19 protein-coding genes are annotated in these 20,754 nt (G+C 62.1%); 9 read left to right on the forward strand and 10 right to left on the reverse strand.

All coding sequences use genetic code 11. From position 1 onward, the window contains the following. The first annotated feature begins 136 nt into the window (after positions 1 to 136). Positions 137 to 1,858, forward strand: a complete 1,722-nt coding sequence (locus tag ACZ51H_RS00800) for a fatty acyl-AMP ligase (RefSeq protein ID WP_464802823.1) — start codon at positions 137 to 139, stop codon at positions 1,856 to 1,858. Between the two features lie 116 nt (positions 1,859 to 1,974). On the opposite strand, the gene ACZ51H_RS00805 is transcribed toward ACZ51H_RS00800, so the two are convergent. From ACZ51H_RS00805 to cysS, 4 genes are all read right to left on the reverse strand, one after another. Next, the gene (locus ACZ51H_RS00805; protein WP_464802152.1) at positions 1,975 to 2,736 is read right to left on the reverse strand and encodes a ParA family protein; all 762 of its coding nucleotides are present in this window, start codon (positions 2,734 to 2,736) and stop codon (positions 1,975 to 1,977) included. A gap of 161 nt (positions 2,737 to 2,897) precedes the next feature. Beyond that, positions 2,898 to 4,268: a class II 3-deoxy-7-phosphoheptulonate synthase gene (locus ACZ51H_RS00810; RefSeq protein WP_464802153.1), complete on the reverse strand. Its 1,371-nt coding sequence runs from the start codon at positions 4,266 to 4,268 to the stop codon at positions 2,898 to 2,900. A gap of 155 nt (positions 4,269 to 4,423) precedes the next feature. Further along, positions 4,424 to 4,702 (reverse strand): Rap1a/Tai family immunity protein, encoded by a 279-nt coding sequence (locus ACZ51H_RS00815; protein WP_460988162.1) that lies wholly within the window; start codon positions 4,700 to 4,702, stop codon positions 4,424 to 4,426. Positions 4,703 to 4,886: 184 nt separating this feature from the next. Continuing rightward, complete coding sequence (cysS, locus tag ACZ51H_RS00820) at positions 4,887 to 6,413, reverse strand: cysteine--tRNA ligase (RefSeq protein ID WP_464802154.1); 1,527 nt, start codon at positions 6,411 to 6,413, stop codon at positions 4,887 to 4,889. A 286-nt stretch (positions 6,414 to 6,699) separates the two neighbouring features. Between cysS and ACZ51H_RS00825 the strand changes: the two genes are divergently transcribed. The 3 genes from ACZ51H_RS00825 (at position 6,700) to ACZ51H_RS00835 (ending at position 9,243) form a co-directional block, all read left to right on the forward strand. Then, a complete protein-coding gene (locus tag ACZ51H_RS00825) occupies positions 6,700 to 7,410 on the forward strand; it encodes a Bax inhibitor-1/YccA family protein (RefSeq protein ID WP_464802155.1) in 711 nt (236 codons plus the stop codon). Positions 7,411 to 7,412: 2 nt separating this feature from the next. Then, positions 7,413 to 7,691, forward strand: a complete 279-nt coding sequence (locus ACZ51H_RS00830; protein WP_464802156.1) for a TFIIB-type zinc ribbon-containing protein — start codon at positions 7,413 to 7,415, stop codon at positions 7,689 to 7,691. 94 nt (positions 7,692 to 7,785) lie between these two features. After that, positions 7,786 to 9,243, forward strand: a complete 1,458-nt coding sequence (locus ACZ51H_RS00835) for a mannose-1-phosphate guanylyltransferase/mannose-6-phosphate isomerase (RefSeq protein WP_464802157.1) — start codon at positions 7,786 to 7,788, stop codon at positions 9,241 to 9,243. 222 nt (positions 9,244 to 9,465) lie between these two features. Here ACZ51H_RS00835 and polA read toward each other — a convergent pair whose 3' ends face one another. The 6 genes from polA to aroQ form a co-directional block, all read right to left on the reverse strand. Further along, entirely contained in the window at positions 9,466 to 12,252 is a 2,787-nt protein-coding gene (polA, locus tag ACZ51H_RS00840) for a DNA polymerase I (protein WP_464802158.1), read from the reverse strand. Positions 12,253 to 13,184: 932 nt separating this feature from the next. Continuing rightward, positions 13,185 to 13,484 (reverse strand): GIY-YIG nuclease family protein, encoded by a 300-nt coding sequence (locus ACZ51H_RS00845; RefSeq protein WP_464802159.1) that lies wholly within the window; start codon positions 13,482 to 13,484, stop codon positions 13,185 to 13,187. A 69-nt stretch (positions 13,485 to 13,553) separates the two neighbouring features. Continuing rightward, entirely contained in the window at positions 13,554 to 13,898 is a 345-nt protein-coding gene (gene arsC, locus ACZ51H_RS00850; RefSeq protein WP_464802160.1) for an arsenate reductase (glutaredoxin), read from the reverse strand. Positions 13,899 to 13,911: 13 nt separating this feature from the next. Then, a complete protein-coding gene (gene accC / locus ACZ51H_RS00855; protein WP_464802161.1) occupies positions 13,912 to 15,264 on the reverse strand; it encodes an acetyl-CoA carboxylase biotin carboxylase subunit in 1,353 nt (450 codons plus the stop codon). Between the two features lie 9 nt (positions 15,265 to 15,273). Then, positions 15,274 to 15,759 carry an acetyl-CoA carboxylase biotin carboxyl carrier protein gene (gene accB, locus ACZ51H_RS00860; RefSeq protein ID WP_449471202.1) on the reverse strand — a complete coding sequence of 162 codons (486 nt, stop codon included), beginning with the start codon at positions 15,757 to 15,759 and terminating at the stop codon, positions 15,274 to 15,276. A gap of 84 nt (positions 15,760 to 15,843) precedes the next feature. Next, a complete protein-coding gene (aroQ, locus tag ACZ51H_RS00865) occupies positions 15,844 to 16,284 on the reverse strand; it encodes a type II 3-dehydroquinate dehydratase (protein WP_460987493.1) in 441 nt (146 codons plus the stop codon). A gap of 120 nt (positions 16,285 to 16,404) precedes the next feature. Here aroQ and thiS point away from each other — a divergent pair, with 120 nt between their 5' ends. The 5 genes from thiS (at position 16,405) to ACZ51H_RS00890 (ending at position 20,704) form a co-directional block, all read left to right on the forward strand. Next, positions 16,405 to 17,406 carry a sulfur carrier protein ThiS gene (gene thiS, locus ACZ51H_RS00870; RefSeq protein ID WP_464802162.1) on the forward strand — a complete coding sequence of 334 codons (1,002 nt, stop codon included), beginning with the start codon at positions 16,405 to 16,407 and terminating at the stop codon, positions 17,404 to 17,406. Positions 17,407 to 17,566: 160 nt separating this feature from the next. After that, positions 17,567 to 18,277, forward strand: a complete 711-nt coding sequence (locus tag ACZ51H_RS00875) for a CoA transferase subunit A (protein WP_464802163.1) — start codon at positions 17,567 to 17,569, stop codon at positions 18,275 to 18,277. Next, complete coding sequence (locus ACZ51H_RS00880; protein WP_460987496.1) at positions 18,277 to 18,912, forward strand: CoA transferase subunit B; 636 nt, start codon at positions 18,277 to 18,279, stop codon at positions 18,910 to 18,912. The genes ACZ51H_RS00875 and ACZ51H_RS00880 overlap by 1 nt, the downstream gene beginning before the upstream one ends. 10 nt (positions 18,913 to 18,922) lie before the next feature. Beyond that, complete coding sequence (locus ACZ51H_RS00885) at positions 18,923 to 19,363, forward strand: HIT family protein (RefSeq protein WP_464802164.1); 441 nt, start codon at positions 18,923 to 18,925, stop codon at positions 19,361 to 19,363. A gap of 42 nt (positions 19,364 to 19,405) precedes the next feature. Continuing rightward, positions 19,406 to 20,704, forward strand: a complete 1,299-nt coding sequence (locus ACZ51H_RS00890) for a glycosyltransferase family 4 protein (protein WP_464802165.1) — start codon at positions 19,406 to 19,408, stop codon at positions 20,702 to 20,704. The last annotated feature ends 50 nt before the right edge of the window (positions 20,705 to 20,754 follow it).

Below are 20,754 nucleotides of genomic sequence, written 5' to 3' on the forward strand. Positions count from 1 at the left end.
TTTTACCGCGCCTCATGCTGTAGAAGGCCAAGCTGGAATGCAACTATCCGGTGCATTGTCGCTTCAAAGATGATAGCGGCGCGCCCGGATGACAAGATTGAAATTGGGTGAAACCAATATGACGGGTTCGCAAAGCATGATGGCTCCTACGCCGACCAATGACGTCCTTCCCCGGCGCTTCTCGGATTTCGAGACGCTGGGCGAGGCGCTCGACTATGCGGCGCAGGGGCAGCGCGGGCTGAATTTTCATGATGCGCGCGGCAATCTGGCGCGACCCTATCCCTTTGCCGAACTGCGCGCCGATGCCATCGCATGCGCCCACCGCCTGATCGCCCATGGTGTGAAGCCGGAGCATCGCGTGGCTCTAGTGGCCGAAACGGGTACGGACTTCGCGCAACTGTTCTTCGGCATCATCTATGCCGGTGCGTGGCCGGTGCCGCTGCCGCTGCCCACCAGCTTTGGCGGCAAGGAAAGCTATATCGACCAGCTGAATGTCCAATTGGATAGCTGTGATCCGATGCTGTTCCTCTTCCCCAAGGAGCTGGAAGAGATGGCGGGTGAGTCAGGCCGTCAGAAGAACGTCGAGAGCATCTCTTTCGAGGACTTCATCGCGCGGGAGGTGGTCCCCGTTGAACTGCCGCAGGCGAAGGGCGAGGAAATCGCCTATCTGCAATATTCGAGCGGTTCGACCCGCTTCCCCCATGGCGTCGCCGTGACGCACCATGCGCTGCTCAGCAACCTCGCCGCGCACAGCCATGGCATGCAGGTGCAGGACAGCGATCGCTGCATCAGCTGGCTGCCCTGGTATCATGACATGGGTTTGGTCGGCTGCTTCCTGTCGGTCGTCGCTAACCAGGTGTCGACCGATTATATGAAGACCGAGGATTTTGCCCGCCGTCCGCTGGCGTGGCTGGACCTCATCAGCCGCAACGAAGGCACATCGATCAGCTATTCTCCGACCTTCGGCTACGACATTTGCGCGCGGCGCATGTCGAGCCAGACGAAGGCGCAGGATCGGTTCGACCTGTCGCGCTGGCGGCTGGCGGGCAATGGCGCGGACATGATCCGCCCCGATGTGATGCAAAGCTTCGTCGACGCCTTCGCTGATGCGGGTTTCTCGCCCAAGGCTTTCCTGCCGAGCTATGGTCTGGCCGAAGCGACGCTCGCTGTCACCATCATGCCGCCGGGTGAGGGTATCATCGTCGAGCTGGTCGAGGAAACGGACCTGTCTGGCGGCGATGCGACCGAAGGCCGCCCACAGCGCTTCCGTTCGATTGTCAATTGCGGCAAGCCCGCGCGCGACATGATCGTGGAAATTCGTGACGAGGACGGCGGGTTGCTAAACGAGCGGCAGATCGGCAAGGTCTGGACTACCGGCCCATCGCTGATGGTGGGCTATTTCCGCGATCAGGAGGCTACCGACGCCTGCATGGCGGATGGTTGGCTCGACACCGGCGACATGGGCTATCTGAGCGACGGCTATCTCTACATTGTCGGCCGCGCCAAGGACATGATCATCATCAACGGCAAGAATCACTGGCCGCAGGATATTGAGTGGGCCGTTGAGCAGTTGCCTGGTTTCAAGCAGGGCGACATCGCGGCCTTCGCGATCACCACGCCGGGTGGCGAGGAAGCGCCTGCGGTGCTCGTGCATTGCCGCACGTCAGACAATGACGAGCGTACGCGGCTTCGTGACCAGATCCGCGAGCGGGTGCGGGCGATCACCGGTATGAACTGTGTCGTGGAGCTGGTGCCGCCGCGTACCTTGCCGAGGACAAGCTCGGGCAAATTGAGCCGGTCGAAGGCGCGGAACCTGTATCTGACGGGTGAGATAAGGCCCTACGATATCGCGGCTTGATGGTGCTATTGGAATGGTTTTATTCCGTTCGGCCTGAGCCTGTCGAAGGGTTCTCCTATAATAAAGGGAAGTAGAGGGCTTCGACAAGCTCAGCCCGAACGGGTTGGGGGTGGTTCTTACCCGCTCTTTTGATCTTTCAACACCTGCCGCTCGATTGTCGTCCACAGACTCGCGAAAGCCTGCGCTGGGGGTGACGACGCCGCGAATGCGCCGAGCGGCTTTCTTTGCACCGTCATCTGTTCGACCATGCTGGCCATCGGGACAGCGGGCCAGCCGGGCTGTTCCTCCAGCGCCTTGCGGTGAAGTGCGCGGCGGCGGTCGACCATGGAATAGACGGGCAGGATCGGTGGATGCGATCCGCCGCGCTGGACGAGGTAGCGCGCTACTTCGCCCATTGCGCGTTGCGACAGGGGCGAGGGGATGACCGGAATCACGATCATGTCGGCGGCACGCAGTACCTGTTCGCTGGTTTCAGTGAGGCCGGGTGGGCAATCCAGGATGATGCGGTCATAATCCTTGCCCAGATTTTCAATCAGCTTTGCGAGCCGCTTCTTCTTGTCCATCTCGCGAAAGAGGTGGTCGAGGCTGCGCAGAGAGGTGTCGGCGGCGATCAGGTCGAGGCCGGGTACGGTCGAAGGCTGGATGAGCTTGCGCACCTCCACATCCTTGCTGAAGATCGCTTGCGCCGCGTCACGGCTCTGCTTGTCAGTGGAGATGAGCCAGCTGGCGGCAGCCTGTGGATCAAGGTCCCACAGCAACGTCCGCCGCCGAGAGATGGATGCAGATGCCCAAGCCAGATTGATCGCGAAGGTGGTTTTGCCAACGCCACCTTTGAGGCTGTAGACGGCGATGGTCGCCAATGCCGGTTCCTTTGCCATGGGGTGAAAGCTACGGCTTTGACCCGCCAAAGCAAGCGGACAATCATAAGTTAATGACGCTGTCGTGACAGGATTGGTTTTCCCGTGTCCTCGGCGGGGAAGGCCCATGAAAAATCCCGCCGGAAATATCCGGCGGGATTCTCTTCGATCGTTCTGAAGGATCAAGCCGCCGCGCGGCGTTCCTTCAGTTCCTCGTTCAGCATCTCCGCGAGCAGGAAGGCCAGTTCCAGGCTCTGCGCTGCGTTGAGGCGCGGGTCGCAATGGGTGTGGTAGCGATCGGCAAGGCCCTCGTCCGTGATGGCGATGGCGCCGCCGGTGCATTCCGTCACATTCTGCCCGGTCATTTCGGCATGGATGCCGCCGCCAAAGCTGCCCTCGGCGCGATGCACGGCGAAGAAGCCGCGCACCTCGGCCAGAATGCGGTCGAACGGCCGCGTCTTGTAACCATTGGCCGCCTTGATCACGTTGCCGTGCATCGGGTCGCAGGACCAGACGACCGGATGGCCTTCGCGCATCACCGCGCGGACCAGCTTGGGCAGGCCCGCCTCGATCTTGTCATGACCATAGCGCGTGATGAGCGTGATGCGCCCGGCTTCCCGCGTCGGGTTCAGCACGTCGAGAAGGCGGATCAGCGCGTCGGGCTCAAGGCTCGGGCCGCATTTCATGCCGATCGGATTGCCGATGCCGCGCAGATATTCGACATGCGCTGAACCTTCGAACCGCGTGCGGTCGCCGATCCAGAGCATGTGCGCCGACGTGTCGTACCAATCGCCGGTCAGCGAATCCTGACGGGTCAGCGCCTCTTCATAGGGGAGGAGCAGCGCTTCATGGCTGGTGTAGAAGCTGGTTCCGCCAAGCTGCGGCACAGTCTCCGGCGACAGGCCGCAGGCGCGCATGAAGTCGAGCGCCGCGCCGATCTGGTCGGCCACAGCGTCGAACTTCGCCGCGAGCGGGCTGCGGCCCATGAAATCCAGCATCCAGCCATGCACGCGATCCAGGCTGGCATAGCCGCCGGTCGAGAAGGCGCGCAGCAGATTGAGCGTCGCGGCCGACTGGTTGTAGGCGCGGATCATGCGCTGGGCATCGGGCTCGCGCGATTCCGGCGTGAACGCGATGTCGTTGACATTGTCGCCGCGATAGCTGGGCAATTCCACGCCACCGATCGTTTCCGTGTCGGCCGAGCGCGGCTTGGCGAACTGGCCCGCCATGCGGCCGACCTTCACGATCGGCAGCTTGGACGCGAAGGTCAGCACCACCGCCATCTGCAACAGCACGCGGAACGTATCGCGGATGTTGTTCGGGTGGAACTCCGCGAAGCTTTCGGCGCAGTCGCCGCCTTGCAGCAGGAATGCCTCGCCGGTCGTGACCTTGGCGAGTTCAGCCTTCAGGTTGCGCGCTTCGCCGGCAAAGACGAGCGGGGGAAACTGGCTGAGCTGACCTTCTACGGCGGCCAGCGCCTGTGCGTCACGATAGAAGGGCATCTGAATGCCCTTATGTTCCCGCCAGCTTTCCGGCGTCCACTTCGCCGTCACGTCATGTCTCCCAATGCTAAAAATAGTGGTCGCCCCTACGCCCATGTAGGAATCAAAGCAAGTTTATACCATCCCCATCCGGGATGCGGCGCGGAGAAGGCGGGTTTCAGGTGCAGCGGATTGTCGACGTGCTGCGCGAACCAAGTTCCGCCGCTTCACTTCTTGCAAGGATAATGCTCGTTCAGCGCGATACTGACGATGACCGAGGCCGGGGCGTTGCGCTGGTCGGGATAGCGTTCAAGATAGGCGACGACGATGCGTCGCACTTCTTCCGCCAGCATCCGGTCAGGCCAGCAATTAGGCTGGGCGCGACCAATGAACACGTCCTTCTTGATGCCGTCCACCGCGCCGACGATGTACGCGGTGCAGGCCAGCGCATATTCCGGCGCCTTGTTGCGGCACTTTGCGCGCAGCGTGGTGCCGGTTTCGAACATGAAATGCTGGGCGACGGCAGGCGGAGTGGCCACCGGGCTCCCGAACAGGAGCAGAGCTGTCAGAATGTGCCATTTCATGAGCGGATGGTGCGCTTCCTGCACTGGTCTGTCCAGCCGGGCAGGCGCGCGCGCGACACGGACTGGCGCATTATTACGAAACCGTAACATATGGTAAATAAAGGATTTACCCTAGCCTTGGCCGCCATTCCCAGCGCTGCGGGTCACCGTCCATGACGTCGATGCCACGTTCGATGAGAGCATCCCTGATTTGGTCCGACAGGGCGAAATCCTTTTCCGCACGAGCATTCTGGCGACGGTCGAGTTCCGCCTCCACCTCGGCGGGCGTCGTTTCCGCGTCCTTGGGCATGATCCGAAGGTCCGCGCGGCTCAGTTGAAGGAGGTTGAGCCCCAACGCCTGATCGAACGCGGCGATCAGGCACAGCTTCTCATCGACCGGCACCTTCTTGATGGCAATCGCCTCTTCCAGCAGTGGTAGAGCGCGCGGGGTCATCAGGTCGTCGCTGATCGCGGCGTCGAACTGTTCGAGCAGCGGCGCGAGCTTGGGGTGAAGGTTGGCGCGAAGGTAATCGAGGCGGGGCGACTGCCAGGTTACGCCTTCGGCGCGGCTTTTCAGCCCCTCTACGGCCATGATCAGACGTTTGAGCCGGGTCAGCGCCGCGCCGACGCTTTCGGCGCTGAACTCCAGCTCGCTGCGATAATGGGCGCCGAGGCACAGCAGGCGGTAGGCGAGCGGATGCACGCCCGCGTCGATCAGCGAGAAGAGGGTGGTGAAGCCGCCCTTCGACTTGCTCATCTTGCCTTGGCGATCGACGAGAAAATTGTTGTGCATCCACCAGCGCGCACCGGTGAAGCCGGGTTGCGCATCGCTGCAGCCGCAATAAGCCTGATTCTGCGCGATCTCGTTGGGATGGTGAATTTCCCGATGGTCAATGCCGCCGGTGTGAATGTCGAACGGATGACCAAGGCGCGCCTCGCTCATGACCGAGCATTCGAGATGCCATCCTGGCGCGCCCTTGCCCCAAGGGGAATCCCATTCCATCTGGCGCTGGTCGCCCGGTGGGGACTTACGCCAGATGGCGAAGTCCGACGGGTTGCGCTTGCCCGCTACCGGATCGATGCGGGCGTGGGCAGCATCGTCCCGCCCGCCCGCCAGTGCGCCATAGTCGGGAACGGTGCTGCTGTCGAAATAGAGGCCGCTTTCCAGCTCGTAGCAGTGCGTTGGCGCGATCTTCTTCGCGAACTCGATCATCTGCGGGACATAGTCGGTCGCGACAGTCCATTCGCTGGGTGCCATGATGTTGAGGTCCGCGATATTTTGCTTGAAGGCGTCGGTATAATGGGCCGCTATGTCCCAGATGCTCTTCGCCTGGGCACGGGCGGCGGCCTCCATCTTGTCATCACCCGCGTCGGCGTCGCTGGTCAGGTGGCCGACGTCGGTGATGTTGATGATGTGAGTGACGTCCAGGCCCTTCCACAGCAGCGTGCGACGCAGCGTGTCGGTGAAGACATAGGCGCGAAGATTGCCGAGATGGGCATAATTATAGACGGTAGGGCCGCAGCTGTAGACGCGCGCGTGGTTCGCGTGGTTCGCGTCGATCGGAGCGAAAGGTTCGACCGTACGGGTCAGGCTGTTGAAGAGGCGCAAGGGCGCGTCGGCATGCTGCTCGGCAGGGGTGAACTGGTCGCTCATGGAGCGAAGCCATGCGGCGGTTCAACTGACCCGTCAACTCTCGCGTGGACTTGTAACAAATTGTTGCTGGCGGGCCGATGGGTTGCGTTCCTGCGTTCTACTTCCGATATTGCTTGTGCGGGCCGGGCCCCTCTGGCGGTTGGAGTTGATCCAGCTGTGATGTCGGACCGCATCGAGTGCGCTCGGTGCAGGTTCGTGGGGCTGTCCCCCCTCTAGCCTCACGAAGACCGCGCCGAGCCACTCGATCCACATGATGTTTGTTGTTGAAGGATGGAGTTTTAACGCCGTGAACAATCCCGTTCGTACACCGACTTATGGGACGACGCAGGCGGCGCAACGTGACGCCGGGCTGCGCAGTCACATGCTGGGCGTCTTCCGTAATATGGGGATCGGCCTGGTCATCACTGGCCTGGTCGCTGCCTTCATCGGCAGTACGCCCGCGCTGGCCGCCGCGATTTTCAACACGCCGCTCAAATGGGTGGCGATCTTCGCACCGCTGGCGTTCGTGTTCTTCTTCAGCTTTCGCATCGAAAAGATGACGACGGCTGGCGCGCGGATGGCCTTCTGGGCCTTTTCCGCCGTCATGGGCGTGTCGCTGGCCAGCATCTTCCTGGTCTTCACCGGGGCGAGCATCGCGCAGGCCTTCTTCTCGGCGGCGGTGATGTTCCTCGCCATGGCGTTGTGGGGCTATACCACCGGGCGTGACTTGTCGAAAATGGGCTCATTCCTGATCATGGGTCTGATCGGCATATTGGTCGCCAGCCTCATCAACATCTTTATTGGCTCGTCGGCCATGCAGATGGTGATCTCGATCATCGGCGTCGTGGTCTTCACCGGTCTGACGGCGTGGGACGTGCAGCGGATCAAGTCCGAATATTTTGCCTATGCTGGCCATGAAGTGGCGCAGAAGATGCAGGTCATGGGTGCGCTGTCGTTGTACCTGAACTTCGTGAACCTGTTCCAGATGCTGCTTAGCCTGACCGGTGAACGGGAATAATGATGCGCACTCCCGAAGCCGTGTCGGCCATGCTCTGCCCGGTCTGTCATGTCGGACTTTCGATGACGGATCGGCAGGGGGTAGAGATTGATTATTGCCCGCAATGCCGCGGCGTGTGGCTGGACCGGGGCGAACTCGACAAGATCATCGAGCGGTCAGGCTCTGCCGCAACCCCGGCGCCTCAGCAGGTTCCCTATCGGCCGGATCGCGATTATCGCGACGAGGGCCGATATTATCAAAAGAAGCGCAAGAAGAGCTTCCTGGAAGAACTGTTCGACTAGGACGGCCATCGTGCCGTCCCTTTTTTGAAGCGCTTGCCTCTGGCCGCTGATCCTTTAGAGCTTTGCCTCAGTTCCACTTCGCGGCCAGGATTTCATGTCGACAAGCAACGCGCCTCATGTCGAGGTCACGCCCGTCATTCTTGCGGGAGGGTCGGGTACTCGGCTCTGGCCGCTGTCGCGCAAATCCTATCCCAAACAATTCGTGCCGCTGCTGGGCGAGACGACATTGTTCCAGTCGGTCGCGCGGCGTCTTTCTGGCAAGGCCGAGCGATTTTCCTTTGACCGGCCGCTGGTCCTTACCAATTCGCTGTTCCGCTTCATCATTGCCGAGCAGCTGGCGAAGGAAAATATTGACCCGCAGGCGATCCTGATCGAGCCGGAAGGGCGCAACACCGCGCCCGCTATCCTGGCTGCCGCGCTGCATCTGGTGGCGCGCAAGCCGGACGCGATCATGCTGGTTGCGCCGTCCGACCATGTCGTGCCGGATGTCGCAGCATTTCATGCAGCCGTGGGCAAGGGGCTGGGCGCGGCGCAGGCGGGCGACCTCGTCACCTTCGGGATCAAGCCGGCGCGACCGGAAACAGGCTATGGCTATCTTCAGGCACAGAACAAGCCCGATGGTTCTGGTTCGCCGATCAAGCTCGCCAGTTTCGTCGAAAAGCCCAATGCGGCGCGGGCTGAAGAGATGCTGGCGACGGGCGATTATCTGTGGAATGCGGGCATCTTCCTCTTTGCCGCAAAGGACCTGATCGCCGCTTTCGAGCAATATGCGCCTGCGATCCTGTCGGCTGTGCGAGCTGCCGTTGAGCAGGCGGAGAGCGATCTCGGCTTCCTTCGATTGGCTGCAGAGCCTTGGGGGCAGGCGGAAAGCGTCGCCATCGACTATGCGATCATGGAGCGGGCCGACAATCTCTCGGTCGTGCCGTTCGATGCGGAATGGTCCGACCTTGGCGGCTGGGATGCGGTGTGGAGCCATTCGCAGCCGGATGAGAATGGCGTGGCGCTATCGGGCGCTGCGACGGCGCTGGATTGCCGCGACACATTGCTGCGGTCGGAGAGCGAGGGGTTGGAACTGGTCGGGCTCGGTCTCAACAATATCGTGGCGGTGGCTATGAACGATGCGGTGCTGATCGCCGACAAATCGCGCACGCAGGATGTGAAGCTGGTCGTGGAGGCGCTGCAGGGCAAGGGCGCGCCGCAGGCGGAGGCTTTCCCGAAGGATCATAGGCCGTGGGGCTGGTATGAGAGCCTAGTCGTCGGCTCGCGCTTCCAAGTGAAGCGCATCACAGTTCTGCCTGGCGCCTCGCTCAGCCTGCAAAGCCATTTCCATCGATCGGAACATTGGATCGTCGTCGAGGGGACGGCCAAGGTGACGGTGGGCGAAGACGTTCAGCTGCTGTCGGAGAACCAGTCCGTATATGTGCCGGTAGGCGCCGTTCACCGGATCGAAAATCCGGGCCGCATCCCGATGGTGTTTATCGAGGTGCAGACTGGCTCTTATGTGGGTGAAGATGACATCGTGCGATACGAGGATCGGTACGCACGGAATTGATGGCTTTTTGATTCGCGCAGGGGCGCAGAGGGCGCAAAGACGATTTAGTTCACGCGGAGGCGCGGAGAAAAAGGCGGCGCAGCCTCTGTCTTATCAATGTCCAGCTAGGTGGGACTGCCGATTTGGCGATATGGCTTCGCCTCTCAGCGCGACACCTCCGCGTGAACCAGAAAACTCGCGCCTTAGCCAGCTTCTGCGCCCTCTGCGCCTCTGCGCGAAATATCAGTGCGCCGCTCCCCAGCTTGGGCCGTGACCGATTTCAACGCCTAGCGGCACGCTGAGCTTCACGATCGGTTCGGCGGCGGTTTCCATGACGTGGCGGATGACGGTGCTTGCCTGTTCCACGTCCGCTTCCGGTAGTTCGAAGACCAGTTCGTCATGGACCTGGAGCAGCATCTTCACATTGGGCAGCCCTTGCGCCGCCAACGCAGGTCCCATGCGGGCCATGGCGCGCTTGATGATGTCGGCGCTGGTGCCTTGGATGGGGGCGTTGATGGCGGCGCGTTCGGCGCCCTGGCGCTCGTGCTGGATCGGTGCCTTGATGCGCGGAAACCAGGTTTTGCGGCCAAAGAGCGTTTCAGTGTAGCCGCGCGCGCGCGCCTTTTCGAGGGTTTCGGTGATGTAGAGGCTGATCCCGGGGAAGCGCTCATAATAGCGGCTGATCATGTCCTGCGCTTCGTCGGCGCTGATCTCCAGCCGTCCGGCGAGGCCCCAGCGGGAAATGCCGTAGAGGATGGCGAAGTTGATCGTCTTGGCTCGACCGCGCGTGTCGCGGTTCACTTCACCGAACAGCTGCTGGGCCGTGGCGGCGTGAATGTCTTCGCCTGCAAGGAAGGCTTCTCGGAGCGCCGGGACATCGGCGATATGGGCGGCGAGGCGCAGTTCGATCTGGCTGTAGTCTGCCGCCAGGATGACGTTGCCCGGTTCGGCGACGAAGGCGTGGCGGATCTGGCGGCCCACTTCGGTGCGGATCGGGATGTTTTGCAGGTTGGGATCGGTCGAGGACAGGCGGCCTGTCTGCGCGCCGGACAGTGAATAGCTGGTGTGGACGCGGGCGCTGTCCCTGTTGATCTGGGCCTGGAGCGCGTCGGTGTAGGTCGATTTGAGCTTGGACAGTTGGCGCCAGTCCAAAATCTTTCCGGCGATTTCCGCGCCTTGGGCCTTCAATTGCTCAAGGATGGTGACGTCGGTGGAATAGGCGCCCGACTTGCCCTTCTTGCCACCCTTGTAGCCCATCTTGTCGAACAGGATCGCGCCCAGTTGCTGGGTCGATCCGATGGCGAAAGGCTGGCCCGCAATGGCGTGGATTTCGCCTTCCAGCTTGGCGATTTCGGCGGTGAATTCGGCGGAGAGGCGGGAGAGGGCTTCGCGATCGACCTTGATGCCTTCATGCTCCATCTTCGCGATGACGGAGACAAGCGGGCGGTCCACCAGTTCATAGACGCGGGTCGCGCCTTCATTGGCGATGCGGTTCTTGTAGATCTTCCACAGGCGCAGCGTGACGTCGGCGTCCTCGGCGGCATATTCGGTCGCCTTGTCGAGCGGGACTTCGGCGAAGCTGATCTGGCTCTTGCCGGTGCCGCATACATCCTTGAAGCTGATGCAGATGTGATTGAGGTGGACCTTGGCCGCTTCGTCCATGCCGTGACCTGCGAGACTTTGTCCCGCGTCGAGGTCGAAGCTCATGACGATGGTGTCGTCAAAGGGTGCGATTTCGATGCCGTGGCGGCGCATCACGGTCAGGTCATATTTGAGGTTCTGGCCGATCTTGAGGACGCTGTCGTCTTCGAGCAGCGGCTTGAGCTTTGCAAGGACGAGGTCCTTGGCAAGCTGTTCGGGCTTCTCCGCGAACATGTCCTTCCCGCCATGACCCACCGGGATGTAGCAGGCCGCGTTCGGCCCGACGGCCAGGCTCACCCCGACGAGCGCGCAGGATACGCAGTCGAGCATGTCCGTTTCGGTATCGACGGCGACGAAACCCTCGGCATGGGCGGCGGCGATCCAGCGATCGAGCGCGTCTTCCGTCACCACCGTTTCATAGAGGCTGCGGTCGATCGGCGGCTCTTCTTCGAGGACCGGGGCGGACGGGGGCGTGCTTTCCGTAACGGCGAGCGCGGCGGTCGCGACCGCGACGGCGGCGGCGGGCGCGCCGAGGCGGGTCAGGAGCGACTTGAAGCCGTGATGTTCCAGGAAGGTCTGGAGCGGTTCAGGCGGAATGCCCTTTAGCGTCAGGTCTTCCAGCGGTTCGGGCAGGTCCATGCCGTCGTGCAGTGCCACCAGCCTGCGCGACAGGCGTGCCATGTCCGCATGGGCGATGAGATTTTCCTGCATCTTCGACTTCTTCATCGAAGGCGCGGCCTCAAGCGCGGCTTCCAACCCGCCATATTCGCTGATCAGCTTGGCGGCGGTCTTGGGGCCGATGCCGGGGATGCCGGGGACATTGTCGACGCTGTCGCCCATCAGCGCGAGAACGTCGCCCAGCTGCTCCGGCTGGACGCCGAACTTCGTCATCACATAGTCGGCGCCGCGCCGCTCATTCTTCATCGTGTCGTACATGTCGACGCCGGGTTGGATAAGCTGCATCAGGTCCTTGTCGGAACTGACGATGGTGACGTGCCAGCCCGCTGCGACAGCGGCTTTGGTGTAGCTGGCGATGATGTCGTCAGCTTCGAAGCCCGCTTCCTCGATGCAGGGGAGGGAGAAGGCGCGGGTCGCGTCGCGGATCATCGGAAATTGCGGGACCAGATCCTCCGGCGCGGGCGGACGGTTCGCCTTATACTGGTCGTACATGTCGTTGCGGAAGGTGTGGCTGCCCTTGTCCAGTACCACCGCGAGATGGGTCGGGCCTTCCGCCTTGCCCAGTTCCTCGGCCAGCTTCCAGAGCATCGTGGTGTAGCCATAGACCGCGCCGACGGGCTGACCATGCTTGTTGGTGAGCGGCGGAAGCTGGTGATAGGCGCGGAAGATGTAGCCGCTGCCGTCGACGAGGTAGAGATGATTCTGGGCCATGGGCGCAGGGGATAGCGGGTAATGCTGGGTGGCTCCAGTGGGGTTGGTTGAGATGGCCGTCCCCATGATTGGGCACGCTGTCCGGAGGGGCAGATGAAAATAGGAGCTGCTTTTGCGGACTGGCTAACGGAGTGGCGAAAAATGGCGGTTTTCCGCCGAAGTTCACACCATATGCGCACGCGAGCCTGAGCGCGCGTGTGCGCGAGGGCGCATGTGCCGGACGTTTCAAAGAGGGATCGAGGATAAGCGCGCCGATGCGGAATAGGACAGGGTGAAATCGCGCGGTGTTGGAGAAATAGGATGGTTTTTGAGATTACTGTGGTCGTTGGGTAACGGTCGATATTTTCGCGTCGTTATTCGTCACCCCGGCCCTGACCCATCTCTTTTTTCTCTGGCGCCGATCGGGAGGAGGAAGCGGGACCTAGGGTCACGTCCGGGGTGCCGAACTGGAGAGCGCGTCGTTAAACGAGCTTCATTGGCCATCCGACTTCAATTGACCGCAAGCTGACAGAAGCCGGTCCGCTGTCATTTGAAGCGCTGTCGTAGCTTGCCCACCACGGTAGTGATCAAAGCAGCAGGCAAACCGCCTACAAGACATCCGAATGCTACCCACAGGGCGAGTATAGCAAGCATGACCGCAAACATGCCGACATGCTCCCAAGACGCTATCTTCCACGGCTCCATGAAAATGACGCTCAGCCCATAAGAGAGGAGGAATGGCGCGCGGAAACCGGGGCCTCGCTTCGACATAACGGCAGCGCCAACGATCCACGCCGCAGTGATTATTGCAGCGAGGGGGATTATAAGGAGGCCCGAGAAATCCATTATAGGATGGTAGCGTCAGCTTTGCCCCGTTGCCACCTTATAACCTGACGTTCCCCTAACCACCCATCTCGTCACCCCGGGGCTTGACCCGGGGTCCCGCTGCCTTTTCATGCCAGCAGGTTGAATAGGTCCCGCCAGTCGGGATTGGCGCGCTCGATCAGGTCGTATTTCCATTCTCGCCGCCAGCGTTTGAGGCGCTTTTCATGTTCGATGCAGGCGGCGATGTCATCGCTGCGTTCGGCCCAGACGAGGCGGGTGAGGCCGTAGCGGGCGCAGAAGTCGGAGCCGGTGCCGGAGCGGTGCTGGTGGATGCGGGAAGGGAGGTCCGAAGTTATGCCGACGTACAGCGTGCCGCGATAGCGGTTGGACATGATGTAGACCCAGCCGCCTTTTCTTTCGCGATCCATGCGGTGCGCTCTTGAAGAAGAAGCGGGACCCCGGGTCAAGCCCGGGGTGACGATGAGGATTGGGTGGGGTTAGAGGACTTCGGTTGCGCGTTCGGGTGGGCGGGCGATGACGGCGCCTTTTTCCGTGATGACGATGGCGCGTTCGATCAGGATCGGGTGTTGCGCCATGGCGTCGAGGACGGCCTTGTCGTCCGTCACGTAGAGGCCGATTTCCTTCACCACGGCTTCGCCCTTGCGGAGCGCCTCAGAAGGACGGACGCCCGCCTTTGCCAGCACCGCTTCGATTTCGGCGCGGCTGGGCGGGGTCTTTAGATACTCCACTATCTCGACCTCAACGCCCGGCGTACCCTCAAGAATCGCGAGCGCGGCGCGCGATTTGGAGCAGCGGGGGTTGTGCCAGATGGTGGCCCTCATACCACGATGACCTTCACGCCTGTTCGTCCTTGGCCAACCACTCTTCCAGCCACTTGATCGTGTAGTCGCCGTTCAGGAATTCGGGGTCCTTGAGCAGCTTCTGGTGGAGCGGAATCGTGGTCTTCATGCCCTCGATCACATATTCCTCCAGCGCGCGCTTCAACCGCATGATGCAGCCTTCGCGGGTGCGGCCGTAGACGATCAGCTTGCCGATCATGCTGTCGTAGTAAGGCGGTACGCGGTAGCCCTGATAGAGGCCGCTATCGACGCGGACGTGCATGCCGCCCGGAACGTGATAGCTGGTGACGGTGCCGGGCGATGGCGCGAAGGTCTTGGGGTCCTCCGCATTGATGCGGCATTCGATGGCGTGGCCGTGGAATTCGATGTCCGCTTGCTCGACAGAGAGTGGCTTGCCCTCGGCGACGCGGATCTGTTCGCGGACGAGGTCGAGGCCAGTGATCATTTCCGTCACCGGATGTTCCACCTGAAGCCGGGTGTTCATCTCGATGAAGTAGAATTCGCCGTCTTCCCACAGGAATTCGATCGTGCCAGCGCCGCGATAGCCCATGTCGGCCATCGCCTTGCGCACGACTTCGCCCATCCGGTCGCGCTCTGCGGCGGAAAGGACAGGGGAGGGGGCTTCCTCCAGTACCTTCTGGTGGCGGCGCTGGAGCGAGCAGTCGCGTTCGCCAAGGTGGATGGCGTTGCCGTTGCCGTCGCCGAACACCTGGAATTCGATATGCCGGGGGTTGCCCAGATATTTTTCCATGTAGACCGTGTCGTCGCCGAACGCCGCCTTGGCTTCGCTGCCCGCCTGCTTCATCGAGGTTTCGAGCAGGTCTTCGGACGGCACGACCTTCATGCCGCGACCGCCGCCGCCCGATGCCGCCTTGATGAGGACGGGATAGCCGATCTTCGCGGCGACTGCCTTGGCTTCCTCGACGCTGGAGAGCGCGCCGTCGGAGCCGGGGACCAGCGGCAGGCCGAGCGCGCCTGCGGTACGCTTGGCTTCGACCTTGTCGCCCATGATGCGGATATGTTCAGGCTTGGGGCCGACGAAGGCCAATCCATGCGCTTCCACGATTTCCGCGAACTGGGCGTTTTCCGACAGGAAGCCATAGCCCGGATGGATGGCATCCGCGCCGGAGATTTCAGCGGCCGAGATGATCGCTGCGACGTTCAGATAGCTGTCCTTGGCGGCGGGCGGCCCGATGCAGATCGCTTCGTCGGCAAGGCGCACATGCATGGCGTCAGCGTCGGCGGTGGAGTGGACCGCCACCGTCTTGATGCCCATTTCATGGCAGGCGCGGTGGATGCGGAGCGCGATTTCGCCCCGGTTCGCGATCAGCAGCTTTTCGATGGCCATGGGCGCGCCTTATTCGATGACGATCAGCGGCTGGTCATATTCGACCGGCTGGCCGTTATCGACCAGGACAGCCTTGACCGTGCCAGCATTCGGCGCGGTGATGGCGTTCATGACTTTCATCGCTTCGACGATCAGCACGGTGTCGCCTGCCTTCACGGTCGAACCGACGGCAGCGAAGGGCGCTGCGCCCGGCTCTGCCGACAGATAGGCGGTGCCGACGATCGGCGAGCGAACGGCGTTGGCGGCAACAGCAGCTGCGGCTTCGGCAGGGGCTGCTGCGGGCGCGGCCACCGGCGCGGCAGCGGCCGGGGCTGCCACAGGAGCGGGCGCATAGGCGACGGCGGCGGCGTTTGCGGCCTTGCGAGCGACGCGGATCTTGCGATCGCCGTCCTCCACCTCGATTTCCGTCAGGTTGGTGTCGTCGAGCAGGGCGGCGAGATCCCGCACCAGCTGCACGTCGACCTGCATTGCGCCCTTTTCAGCCTTATCGTTCATTTGAAGTCCCTGGACCGTAAAATGTCTTATGCGATGCCCGCGCCTATGCGCATTTGGGGCAAAGCGCAACTTTTGAGCGACGAGTTACAGCTCGAGCGCGGCTTCCAGTGCGAGCATGTAGGAGAGCGGGCCGAAACCGGCGATCGTTCCCTTTGCCGCCATGCCGACATAGCTTTTGTGGCGGAATGGCTCGCGCTTGTGCGGGTTGGACAGGTGTACCTCTATGACGGGCACGCTGATGCCCTTGATCGCGTCGTGGAGCGCGATGGAGGTGTGGGTGAGGCCGCCGGGATTGAGGATGACGGCATGCGCGCCTTCCTCATGCGCTTCCTGAAGCCAGTCGATCAGGTGGCCTTCATGATTGGACTGGCGGAAATCGATTTCGACATGGGCGCGGGTGGCGGCATCCTCCATCCGCTCGGCAATGTCGTCCAGCGTGTCATAGCCGTAGATTTCCGGCTCCCGCGTGCCCAGCATGTTGAGGTTGGGGCCGTTCAACACAAAGATTTTCCGCGCGTCGGCCATGGCAATCCCCCTTAGCATGTTGCGGCAGGGGTGTCGTGGCCCCTATATGCGCCGTAATCCTTAGCCTTTCGTGTCCCGCCAAGTCGAGACACCTTCTTTCGTAAGAGACAGGACAGAGCATTGCACGTTGACGGAACAGTATCGATCTCCATCAATGGCGAGCATCGCCGCGTGCGCGCGGGCATGACGCTGGCGGAACTGGCGAGCGAACTCGGCTTCGTGCCGGAAAAGGTCGCGGTGGAGCGCAACCTGGAGGTCGTGCCGCGCTCGACACTGGCGCAGGTGTGCGTCGAGGATGGCGACGATCTGGAGATCGTGCATTTTGTTGGCGGCGGCGATGTGTCGGCGGTGGATGACGACAGCTGGAGCGTCGCGGGCAAGACTTTTCGGTCGCGGTTGATCGTGGGCACGGGCAAGTACAAGAATTTCGAGCAGAATGCGGCGGCGGTTGCGGCTTCGGGGGCGGAGATCGTCACCGTGGCGGTGCGGCGCGTCAATGTGTCGGACCCCAAGGCGCCGATGCTGACCGACTTCATCGACCCTAAGAAGATCACCTATCTGCCCAATACGGCGGGCTGCTTCACTGGCGAGGAGGCAATTCGCACGCTGCGGCTGGCGCGGGAAGCGGGCGGCTGGGATCTCGTGAAGCTGGAGGTGCTGGGCGAGGCGCGGACGCTTTACCCCGACATGGTGGAGACTTTGCGCGCGACCGAGGTGCTGGCCAAGGAAGGCTTCAAGCCGATGGTCTATTGCGTTGACGATCCGATCGCGGCCAAGCGGCTGGAGGATGCGGGCGCGGTGGCGATCATGCCGCTGGGCGCGCCGATCGGGTCGGGACTGGGTATCCAGAACCGGGTGACGATCCGCCTGATCGTGGAGGGCACGAAGCTGCCGGTGCTGGTGGATGCGGGCGTGGGCACGGCGTCGGAAGCGGCAGAGGCGATGGAGTTGGGCTGCACCGGCGTTCTGATGAACACGGCGATTGCTGAAGCGAAGGACCCGGTGCTGATGGCGGCGGCTATGAAGGCCGGGGTGGAAGCCGGGCGCATGGCCTATCGCGCCGGGCGGATGGGGAAGCGCATGTATGCCGATCCGTCCAGCCCGCTTGCCGGCTTGATTTAAGCGCTTTGTGCTCCTGCGCAGGCAGGAGTGACCAGGTGAGGGCGGGACTGGGTTCCCTGCCTTCGCAGAAACACCGGAGCGCTACTTTCGCCATTGCAGCAAATTGACCCTCCGGCTGCTTCCCCCTATGGGCTGAAGCCATTCAGGAGGAGGAAAAGCGATGGTCAAGAAGCTATACCCCGATGCTGCGTCTGCGTTGGAGGGCCTTCTCTTCGATGGCATGCACCTTTGTGCAGGCGGCTTTGGACTTTGCGGAATTCCCGAGCGTCTGATCGACGCGATCCGTGATTCGGGGGTCAAGGACCTCACCATCGCCTCCAACAACGCCGGGATTGACGGCGAGGGGCTCGGCAAGCTGCTGCGGACCCGGCAGGTCAAGAAGATGATCTCCTCCTATGTCGGCGAGAACAAGGAATTCGAGCGGCAATATCTGGCCGGTGAGTTGGAGGTGGAGTTTTGTCCGCAAGGGACGCTGGCTGAGCGCTGCCGCGCGGGCGGCGCGGGCATTCCGGGCTTCTACACCAAGACGGGCGTCGGCACGGCGGTTGCCGAGGGTAAGGAAGTGAAGAGCTTCGACGGGCAGGACTATATCCTGGAACGTGGCATCTTCGCTGACGTGGCGATCATCAAGGGATGGAAGGCTGACGAAAGCGGCAACCTGATCTTCCGCAAGACTGCGCGCAACTTCAACGCGCCGATGGCGACCGCCGCGAAGATCTGCGTCGCCGAAGTCGAGGAAGTGGTGCCGGTCGGCAGCCTTGATCCCGACGCGATCCACCTGCCCGGCATCTATGTGAAGCGCATGATCGTCGGCGCGCCTTACGAGAAGAAGATCGAATTCCGCACCGTTCGCCAGAGGGAGACCGCATAATGGCCTGGAGCCGTGACGAGATGGCCGCGCGGGCGGCGAAGGAGCTGAAGGACGGTTTCTATGTGAATCTGGGCATCGGTATCCCGACGCTGGTGGCGAATCATATTCCCGCTGGCGTGGAAGTGACGCTCCAGTCGGAAAATGGCATGCTGGGTATCGGTCCCTTTCCCTATGAGGGTGACGAAGACGCCGACCTCATCAATGCGGGCAAGCAGACGATCAGCGAATTGCCGAACAGCGCCTATTTCTCCAGCGCCGATAGCTTCGCCATGATCCGGGGCGGGCATATCGACCTGACCGTGCTGGGCGCGATGGAAGTCGCGGAAAATGGCGATATCGCGAACTGGATGATCCCCGGCAAGATGATCAAGGGCATGGGCGGCGCGATGGATTTGGTCGCGGGCGTCAAGAAGATCATTGTCGTCATGGAACATACGTCCAAGGACGGCACGCCCAAGTTCATCCCGGCCTGCACCCTGCCGCTGACCGGCAAGAATGTGGTCGACATGATCGTCACCGACCTGTGCGTGTTCATGCGCGCCGACCATGACAGCCCGTTCAAGCTCGTTGAACTCGCGCCGGGCGTGACGGCGGAGGAAGTCGCCGCTAAGACCACGGCTCATTATCTGAGCTGAGGAACGCGGCATGAGCCTTGAGGGCACCTATGACGAAGGCAATGTCTTTGCATTTATCCTTCAGGGCAAGATCCCTTCGACCAAGCTGTATGAGGATGCGTATACATATGCCTTCCTCGACATCCAGCCGCAGTCGAAGGGACACAGCCTGGTCATTTCCAAATGGTCGAAGGCGCGCAACATCCTTGAGATCGAGGAGGATGCGCTGGCGCAGGTGATGGCCACGGTGAGGAAAGTCGCCAAGGCGACGGCCAAGGCGCTCGATCCCGACGGCATCCATGTCGCCCAGTTCAACGGCGCGCCTGCCGGGCAGACCGTGTTTCACCTGCATTTTCATATCGTGCCGCGCTGGCAGGGTGGGCCGATGGGCTTTTCCGCCCATGCCCAAGGCAATTTCGCTGATCCCGCTGCCCTCGAAGCGCTGGCGGAAGAGATACGTGCCCAGTTCTGAGCCGCGCGAATTTCATGACAAAGCCGATGGAGAAGCGCTGACATGGCGCTGAAACCGTTCAAGGCGCCCGGCGCCCGGCTGGCGTTGCGATCGAAACCAGCAAGAAGCTATGTCGCGGCTGCGGATGGCAAGGCGGAGATCATCCTCGACATTTCGCGGCTATTGTCGCGCAGCTTCCATGCGGCGCCGACCGGCATCGACCGGGTCGAATATGTCTATGCGCGCGAGTTGCTGGAGCGGATACCGGAGCGGCTGGCCTTTGCCGCCGTGCATCCGGCGGGCGGCTATTATGGGCGGCTGAACAGTGCGGCGGTACGGCAGTTTCTGGCCTTCACGGCGGCGCGTTGGCGCAACAGCAGCGCCAATGATGAGGCGGCGAGCCGGGCCGCGGTGATCCGGCACCTGATCGCTTTGCGACCCCGCCCGGTGCCTCGCGCCCGGAGCGCGCGCGTCTATTTGCAGGTATCGCCCCACCATCTGGACGACCCGGATCAGGTGGGCGCGATCCTGCGGGCGGAAGGCGCGCGTTTCGTGACGCTTGTGCATGATGTGATCCCGCTCACCCATCCGGAGTTCGCGCGGCCGCAGGGGGCGGAGGAACATCGGCGGCGAATTCGCACGATCGACCGCTATGCCGATGGCATCATCGGCAACAGCCAGGCGACGATTGATGCGCTTGGCCCCTTCATGACGCGGAGCATGGAAGGGCGCAGCCTGTGCGTCGCCCATTTCGGCTCTGACCCGCCCGATATATTCGGGGGCGATAGGCATGAGGTGCCGTCGCGGCCTTATTTCGTTTACATCTCGACCATCGAGCCGCGAAAGAACCACCTGCTGCTGCTCAATCTGTGGCGGCGTCTGGTGGAGCGTTTGGGCGATCGGGCTCCGGTGCTGGTGCTGATCGGCCGTCGTGGCTGGGAAAATGAGAATGTCGTCGACATGCTGGAGCGCGCGGAAATCCTGCGCGGCCATGTCATCGAAGCGGGCAGCGTGCCGGACACGGAAATGCACGCGCTGGTCGCGGGGGCGCGGGCGATGCTGATGCCTTCGTTTGAGGAGGGGTTCGGCATTCCGGTGATCGAGGCGCTGTCGGTGGGTGTGCCGGTGATTTGCAGCGACATCGTCGCGCATCGGGAAGTTGGGGGAGAGGCTCCGGACTATCTCGATCCATTGGACGGGCTCGGATGGATGCGTTTGATCGAAGCCTATGCGCTGCCGGATGCACCCGAGCGCGAGGCGCAGATGGCGCGTATCAAGGCGTGGCGCGCGCCGCAATGGCGAGACTATTTCGATATCATCATGCAATTGCTGGAGAATGTGACGGCTAGCGCGCCCGCTTGACGTCCCTGCCGGGGGTGCGCATGAAAGTTTTGTGGACAATTGCTTTTCTG

It is taken from the genome of Sphingobium sp. TomMM15 (assembly GCF_055397045.1).